The 7,623-nt window shown below is 38.1% G+C and carries 8 protein-coding genes and 1 pseudogene; 4 read left to right on the top strand and 5 right to left on the bottom strand.

From position 1 onward, the window contains the following. Positions 1-87 precede the first annotated feature (87 nt). Complete coding sequence (locus JMM81_RS22250; RefSeq protein ID WP_256243740.1) at positions 88-216, top strand: hypothetical protein; 129 nt, start codon at positions 88-90, stop codon at positions 214-216. 225 nt (positions 217-441) lie between these two features. Here JMM81_RS22250 and yppF read toward each other — a convergent pair whose 3' ends face one another. Continuing rightward, the gene (yppF, locus tag JMM81_RS22245; protein WP_256243739.1) at positions 442-666 is read right to left on the bottom strand and encodes a YppF family protein; all 225 of its coding nucleotides are present in this window, start codon (positions 664-666) and stop codon (positions 442-444) included. Between the two features lie 424 nt (positions 667-1,090). Here yppF and JMM81_RS22240 point away from each other — a divergent pair, with 424 nt between their 5' ends. Next, complete coding sequence (locus tag JMM81_RS22240; protein ID WP_256243737.1) at positions 1,091-2,014, top strand: DMT family transporter; 924 nt, start codon at positions 1,091-1,093, stop codon at positions 2,012-2,014. A 523-nt stretch (positions 2,015-2,537) separates the two neighbouring features. After that, positions 2,538-4,625 (top strand): metallophosphoesterase family protein, encoded by a 2,088-nt coding sequence (locus JMM81_RS22235; RefSeq protein WP_256243735.1) that lies wholly within the window; start codon positions 2,538-2,540, stop codon positions 4,623-4,625. 120 nt (positions 4,626-4,745) lie between these two features. Here JMM81_RS22235 and JMM81_RS22230 read toward each other — a convergent pair whose 3' ends face one another. Beyond that, positions 4,746-4,946 (bottom strand): hypothetical protein, encoded by a 201-nt coding sequence (locus tag JMM81_RS22230; RefSeq protein ID WP_256243734.1) that lies wholly within the window; start codon positions 4,944-4,946, stop codon positions 4,746-4,748. A 207-nt stretch (positions 4,947-5,153) separates the two neighbouring features. On the opposite strand from JMM81_RS22230, the gene JMM81_RS22225 reads away from it, so the two are divergent. Continuing rightward, positions 5,154-5,342, top strand: a complete 189-nt coding sequence (locus JMM81_RS22225; protein WP_256243733.1) for a hypothetical protein — start codon at positions 5,154-5,156, stop codon at positions 5,340-5,342. Positions 5,343-5,760: 418 nt separating this feature from the next. On the opposite strand, the gene JMM81_RS22220 is transcribed toward JMM81_RS22225, so the two are convergent. The 3 genes and pseudogenes from JMM81_RS22220 to JMM81_RS22210 form a co-directional block, all read right to left on the bottom strand. Further along, positions 5,761-6,018, bottom strand: a complete 258-nt coding sequence (locus JMM81_RS22220) for a hypothetical protein (RefSeq protein ID WP_256243732.1) — start codon at positions 6,016-6,018, stop codon at positions 5,761-5,763. Positions 6,019-6,191: 173 nt separating this feature from the next. Continuing rightward, the gene (locus JMM81_RS22215) at positions 6,192-6,818 is read right to left on the bottom strand and encodes a metal-dependent hydrolase (protein ID WP_256243731.1); all 627 of its coding nucleotides are present in this window, start codon (positions 6,816-6,818) and stop codon (positions 6,192-6,194) included. A 375-nt stretch (positions 6,819-7,193) separates the two neighbouring features. Continuing rightward, positions 7,194-7,623 (bottom strand): annotated as a pseudogene (locus JMM81_RS22210) (RNA-guided endonuclease TnpB family protein); the annotation flags it as partial.

Genomic DNA, 7,623 nt, shown 5'->3' with positions numbered 1-7,623 from the left:
TATATTTTACAAAATATAACGAATAATTTGAAAATAGTGTATAATAAGTGATATAAGTCACAAACAACTTTTGAGGAGTGAGTTATTATGCCATTAATCGAGATGAAAGAAATTATTACGCCTCTTAAACTCGTTGGAATCAAACTTTATAGGTCAGAAGAAAACAAATTCTATATTAAATTCTGGAATCGTCCACGGAAAAAGATCTTTCATTGAATCGAACAAAAAAAGAAAGAATGATTCATTATTTAAAATCATATGATCCTCAGAATATCGTATCAGACACCGAATATGAACACTTCTCCTTTCAATGTTCATCTACAAAAGATAAGAAAAACCCTGCAGTAGCTATCCACCCGCAGAGTTCCTTTAACATAAAATATTCATTTTTAATAAGCCGGATATGTAGGTCCGGACTTTCTTTTCCGTTCAATATATTACTTAACCAGGCAGATCCACTTTTTCAAATGGAGTTGTTTTTATCATATAAGCGTAAGGCTTCTCTGCTTTGCGTTTATCCAATTCAAAAAAGAGTTTCTTATATTCAACGATAGACAATTCCCCTTGAATATAACTTTTTTGGATATAATCAAGTAATTCATTAACATGCGACGGGTTTTGGTTTTTCACAGTCTTATAACGGTTTATTAGGTCTTGTACCATCATTAGGAAATCACACTCTCTTTCTTATTTGTAATCCTTTTCATTCTCTTAACTGTAGTATAACATGTGATCTTTATCATTGTTATTTTTACAAAATTCAAACTAACGACAACTTTCTACAATGTTATTTATTTCCAATATTGGAATTCTCTCTATTCTAGGGATTTAGTGTACTGACCTTCAAAATACAGGACAACCATGACGAAGATATTTGTCGAAAGATATATAATTTGCACAAAAAGTTTTTGAAAAACTTTTCAAAGACTTCAAGAAAATTGCCTGATAATCGATTATTAGAGTGAGCCTTTTTATTTTAAATCTTCAAAATGATGGTAAAATAATAAGATAAATCACTTCATTCTTTCTTCTCACAAGCATTCGAAAAAAATAGTTAGCTAGAAACAAAGAAAGGTTGTCGGGTCTTACTATGAGTTCAATGAAAATTTATTTGATTCTCTTTGGATTGATGATTGTCTGGGGATTCAATGTCTCTATTGTGAAACTGATCGTTGAAAATATGATGCCGATCACGATTACTTCCTTCAGGATTTTCACGGCTTCTTTAACCGTATTTCTTGTACTTGGATGTATGCGCCAGGTCCGATTACCTCGTAAAAATGAATGGATATACATATTAATGGGAACCGTCTCAAGTGTTGTGTTTCATCATTATTTCTTAGCAACTGGGTTAACGAAAACCTCTGCCACAAATGCTGGGTTAATTTTAGGAATGGGGCCTCTTTTGACTGTTATTTTATCGATGTTTTTTTTGAAAAAAAGACCGACGACCGTTACTTTATTAGGGTTTTTTCTTGGTGGACTGGGGGTCAGTATTACGGTGTTGTTTGGGAGCGGTAGTTTGAAAGCGATTAATCTAGGTGATGTAGACATCTTTCTTGCTATTCTCTCTCAAGCATTCAGTTTTATTTTAATTAATAAAGCATCAAGAACAATGGATCCTAGGCTTTTAACTGGCTATATGCTGCTTTTCGGATCTATTTCTCTTTTTATCATAAGTCTTTGGGTGGAACCGACTGGTTTGGCAGCTCTTCGGGAAACAACGCCTTCGTTATGGATCGCTTTCTTTTTCTCAGCGGTTCTAGCAACTGGGGTCGGGCATATGACTTATAACTATTCAATCGGCCAAGTCGGGGCAGCGGAAGCTTCTATTTTTCTTAACTTAAATACGTTTTTCTCGATTGTAGGAGCAGCGATATTATTGAACGAAACCATTGTACCTGCTCATTATATGGGGTTGGTGCTGATCATTTCTGGCGTATTTCTTGGATCAGGTACATTAGAAGCCTTGATCCTGCAACGGAAACAGAAACACATACAGTTAAAAGGATGACAAACACGACCCGTCGACGTTTTTTAATATGTTCATCTCTGACACTATATGAGAACATAACAAAAATGAGAGCATCCTTTGATAGCTCTCATTTTCATGTTTCGAATCAATCATTTCCTTCTGAATTACCGGAATCTCCCGTATCAAAGGTGGAGTGATGATCCTTTTTATTGTTATAGCTATTTTCATTTAAATGATAATCTCTATCATGACCATCACTTATAGCTCTTGATCTCATTGCTTCATTTTTGCGACTAGGAAAAACAAGAAGTGCAATAATAGCTGCTATGACTCCTAAAAACTCATGTCCTGTGAAAAAAAGCGTTATGCCAAGAACTAGCGCCAGCGCACCGAGTATACTTAAAAGAACGGATACTATTTTCAGCGTGATTCCCCCTAAAGATGCAAATAGGTTACATCTAATAAATATTCAGCCCTCTTCCTTTTTATTCGCTCTCAAAAAACTAGTTACGTCATCTAATTCGCATTATTTGGATGGTACCTGGCACCGAGAAAGCCCGAAGTGAATAAGATGAATGAAACGAATAAATGGAGCTGTGATGTCATGAAGTTACCCGTTATTTTGTCCGGGCCTATCATTCGTCGTGTTGAAGCATCGCAAATATATATTTGGATTGCTACGAGTCAGAAGTTTGATATCTTACCAGAGTTATATCAAGTCAGCCAAACAGAAGGTGAAGACGAATTCCACTACGATCGCCTCCGTGTGCACGCGGAAACGAAGACCATAAAGATGGGAGACCAGTTATACATTCACTTAATCAAGGTCATGCCCCATTCTCGATCCTTCCCCATCGAAACCTTACTCGGATACAACCTCCAATTGACAAATGAGTCTGAAGAAGTAGATCTCCAAAGCCTTGGCTTCCTTACACCCCATCATCCCCGCTCAATTGTCTATGGGAACCTTCAGTATCCTACCTTTTTCATCCATGGTGATACAAAAACAAATATTCTCTATGGCTCTTGCCGAAAACCACATGGGGAAGGTCCAGATGCCCTTGTTTCAGGTGACCATGCAATCGAAAAATCTTATCTTCATCTTAGCGACAGGCCAAGCTCATTATTTTTACTAGGTGGTCAAATCTATGCAGATGATGTCGCTGATCCGATTGCACCGTTTCTTTTTAACCTGGGAGAAAAATTGATGGGAAACAAACAAGAAGATCTTGCAAAACTAAATAAGAAGTTTAAGAAAGACCCTCTTCAACCAAGTAGCCCTCCACTCAGCGATAGACAATCTATCATGGAGAATGATGGTCAATTCACGTCAAGAAACGCGAAAAACCATTTGATTACACTTGGTGAATACGCGGCCATGTATCTATTAGCTTGGAACCCTGATCTATGGGACTTAGCTATGAATAGCATTCAGACGAATCCCTTTGAGGAAGAGTTACAAGGTGAAAAGAATTTTTACTTTATGTATCCAGATGGAGGAGCGTATATAAATCAGAATGAATTAGAGCTCTTACAGAAAAAATCGGAATATGATACACAATCTGAAGCACTCACACAGTTTTATGAGACGCTCCCAAAAATTCGCAGGCTTCTTGCCAATATTCCGACCTATATGATTTTCGATGATCATGACGTGACAGATGACTGGAATAGTTCTTTTGAATGGAAGGAAAAGGTTTCATATGCCCCATTAGGAAGACATGTCGTTGCGAATGGACTTGGTGCCTATTGGGCATTTCAAGGTTGGGGCAATGATCCCGATAGTTTTGATCGGCTGTTCATCGAGAAAATGGAGAATTATTTCGAGTCATTCGATGTGAAAAGTAAAGCCTATCGAAACTGGATTAAACTACTATGGAATTTCGATTCATGGTCTTTTGTTGCGCCAACCCAACCAAAAACAGTTTTCTTAGATACACGAACCCAACGAAATGATCCACGTTTACAAGAAAAAGAGAGAGTTCAAGGACCAGAATTAATTAGAGCCGAGGCGTGGGCACGTGTTTCTAAACAGCTCACTGCTAGTGGTTGGAAATCAGGCACACCTTTGGTCATTGTATCGGCTGTCCCTTTTTATGGGATCGAATTAATCGAACATGTCTTGTTTCGGTATATTTCTCCGTTACGACACTTAAAGATCCCTGTCGAAACCTTATTAGATCTTGAAGCATGGCAATATAATGGAAAGGGTGTTTCGGCATTCCTCAATCAGATGTCAAAATGGAATCCGAGCCACTGCTTTATCCTATCAGGCGATGCCCATATTGCCTCTTCCGCCATCTCAGATATTTGTTTTCAGGATGGGGAAGAAATGACCCTGCATCAATTTACGAGTAGCCCTTTAAAAAATGGCTCTTTTTCCGGAGTTCCAAAATTTTTTTTAAAAACAGCTGTTAAATTTTACAAATGGACCAAATCTACACCGATTAAACGTAGTTGTAGCCCAACTCATAAGATCTCTCATGGGAAACAGCGATCTTCCGATATCTGGTATGAAGCTATTCGCTTTCATGCTCTGGAAAAAGAAGGGGCCCTATTCAAGACCAATAACAACCTTGGGCTTCTTACAATTGACCTTGAAACGACCAAAAACACATTACTTATGGGACCAAAAAACAAATTGGACTAAGAATCGAATGGAACTTTAGCTAAGCGAGGATCGGACTGAGCAAAAAAATAATCCTCCATTATTCCCTTATTCCCTTATTCGGAGATCATGGAGGATTATGAATATTTATCGTTTTTTATGTTAGACATAGAATAACTCTCTTTCTTCTTCATTTAGAATATCTTTAGCCGCATACAACCATCGATTAGTATCTGGAATCTCATCTTTCATACGTTCTTCTAATCGTTCAATCGTTGGTCTTACCCTGAATACCACTTCTGGCTCTTCCATCCTTCCACAACAAATCTCATACATTTCATCAAATTGAACAAATGACATCATGGCACCTTCTTTCAAAATTTTGAGGAGAGAATGTAAATTTCTTCCTTCCTCTTGTTATTATTATAAGCTATTTATGTTGAAAAAACGGTTAATAATTTTGTCAATATTTTGATTTTTTTTGATAAATCTAACAATTTCTGGATGGTTCCTGGCACCAAAATCCTTAAAATGTATAGACTAGAAAAAAAGATGATAAGGGTGGTTAGGATGCTGCTTGGGTTAGCCATTTATTTCTTAATCGGGTTTACTGGGTTACTGTTCACGAAGGTACATTCATTAAATGAGCTATTGAAAAAATTCACTTTTGTTACTTTGTGGCCGTTCTTTTTACTCTTAAAGTATGTAGAGATGATTGAAAACATGAAGAAGGAAAATCGGAGTCGGTCTCAGGAATAAATAACGAAATGTCCGTTCAACGGGTAGGACTTCAAGTTTCCGAGCTTGTTGCTATCTTGATATCAAATTCGCCCCGCCGAATTTGCGCCCGGATTTTTATCACGCTTCAGAAAGCCACATCCTGTGGCTTTCGCCTGACTAGGACGTCCTGTCCGTCGTCGAGCTCGCTCGATAAATGACCTTTAAAAAATCGAAAGGCTCGCCGGAGGCTTAACTTCATTCAGCCAGGGTGTGAACCCCCACTGAATCAGAGAGCTTTTTGCATTCATCCCCCACTTACAGAAGTGGAGGACTTCTGTACCTATCGCAAGCTTTCGGTACAAAAAGCATTTGCTGAATGAAGTTAAAAAAATCACCCTCTCCCAGTTCCTTTATTCGGGACTGGGAAAGGGTGATCAACCTTTATTCTTTTTCGACTCTAGACATAAAATAATTCTCTTTCTTTTTCATGTAGAATGTCTTCAGCCGATTCCCACCGTCGATTAGAACTTGGGCTCGCAACCTTCACCAGATCTAATCGTTCAATCGCAGGCTTTGCCTTAACGATTGCTTTTTCCTCTTCCAACATTTCACAACAAATTTCATAAATTTCATCATATTGAACGAGAGACATCATGGCACCTTCTTTATTAAGTTTGAGGGATCCTTTACCGCTTTTCCTCCCTCTTACTTCCATTATATGAACCTTGTGACGATAAAATTATTACCAATATTGTCGTTATTTCGAATATTTTTCAGATGATACCGTGATTTATCCCTAGACGCATGTACTAAGACTAATCTAAATAACAGGTGATTTGTGTTACTGGTTTCGTCATTTTCTTGCTGCCTAAAGTCTTTTCCCACTTCCTATATTTCTTTCGAGGATATAGGTAAAAACAGCTTAATTCCACGTTTATTAAACGGCAGTAGTTTCATATCGGCAATCAAATGGCTGATATACCCTGCAACGCACGTATAGAAAACACCCTCTACTCCGATAGACGATTCTAATTTGAAAGCAATAATCGCAAAGAAAATCACTCCCAAAATCGAATGAGTATAGCTACGGTGTGAAACAAAAGATGCGATCAAAATATAAATCCCTAGTAGCATTAACCAGCTTTCTTGTAAGGAGAATCCTCCCGCTAATACACCGATTCCTGTGATGATTAACATATGCTTTTGTTTAATCAAAGATGCTATCCCGAGCATGGCTAATCCGATTACGAACCCAATCCATCTCTCAGTGGCCCTTCCCTCAAACATACTATAAAAGATCATCAAAATCCCAATTAACTGGGCAGCTGTCCGAATGACTTTATGAGATAGTGTGATTTTGTTTCGCAGCTTTCCATCAATGTCGAGGTCGGGGACTAAACCTGAAACACCTCCTAATCCCACCAATAAAAGGGTCGTAGAAGGGTCTGTTTGAAAAGTGTTCGCTACAATAAATCCTGTTGCTGCTCCAATGGCTGTATGTGCTGTACCATTCACTTTTAACTCCACCCTCTATAAAAATTTATGCAGTATTGCTACAAAACATTCATCTATTATAACAAAACATTTGTTCTGTGAATAGAGGGTGAAAAAGGTATTCGATAGAAGAAACATAAACCACTTGAAAGTACTCTGACAACTCCCACGGCTAAAGCCAGTGGGGTTCTAAGGTACTAATACACTTCTCAAGAGTACCCTTATCTTTCTTTGCAGAAAGAGTTTCTACTCAAGCACTGATGTACGTTCTTCTAGAACATTAACGGACGTATTGCATATAGCAAGGCACTTCTCTCAACAAGCCTAAAAAAGACTCTTGATGTGCTTATCGTTCCGACTTCTCTTGGGCGTTGTCACAACCAATCAGATTTGTATTTATGCGACAAACCAACGCAATATTTTACTCGATGACTGTTTTAATCGTGCAATCTCATGATTATGCAGTTCAACAAAGCGATCCCACCCAGCGTTGCATAAATCCACATCAACGGAATTGAGCGTTTCATTCGTGTTGCCAATCAAGAAGGCGCTATATAAATCACGCTGGATACGAAACTCTCCAAAACCATTCCAACGATCTGAGAGTTGTTTCTTTTTGTATTTGCCAGTTAGATGATTGAACTGACTAGCCTTTGTAGCATAGGTATCTATTTTCTTGATGGACCGTCCTTGATAACCAAGTTTTCGGTCAATAATCGTTAGTAGCATGGCAGGAGCATGGTGAGCGATGGACTTGCCGAATCGTTTCTTACGGTTCATCTTGCCATTTTTCTTATTACGAGTTGTTTTCTTTGCTCGCTTTTGC

Source organism: Bacillus sp. V3B (genome assembly GCF_024494465.1).
In the GTDB taxonomy this organism is placed as follows: domain Bacteria; phylum Bacillota; class Bacilli; order Bacillales; family Cytobacillaceae; genus Bacillus_BD.
The sequence above is the reverse complement of the archived record's forward strand: the minus strand, read 5'-3'. Positions and strand labels throughout refer to the sequence as shown.

Coding starts and splice junctions, on each gene's coding strand:
- JMM81_RS22250 (WP_256243740.1), top strand. CDS start 88: ATGCCATTAATCGAGATGAAAGAAATTATTACGCCTCTTAAACTCGTT.
- yppF (WP_256243739.1), bottom strand. CDS start 666: ATGATGGTACAAGACCTAATAAACCGTTATAAGACTGTGAAAAACCAA.
- JMM81_RS22240 (WP_256243737.1), top strand. CDS start 1,091: ATGAGTTCAATGAAAATTTATTTGATTCTCTTTGGATTGATGATTGTC.
- JMM81_RS22230 (WP_256243734.1), bottom strand. CDS start 4,946: ATGATGTCATTTGTTCAATTTGATGAAATGTATGAGATTTGTTGTGGA.
- JMM81_RS22225 (WP_256243733.1), top strand. CDS start 5,154: ATGCTGCTTGGGTTAGCCATTTATTTCTTAATCGGGTTTACTGGGTTA.
- JMM81_RS22220 (WP_256243732.1), bottom strand. CDS start 6,018: ATGGAAGTAAGAGGGAGGAAAAGCGGTAAAGGATCCCTCAAACTTAAT.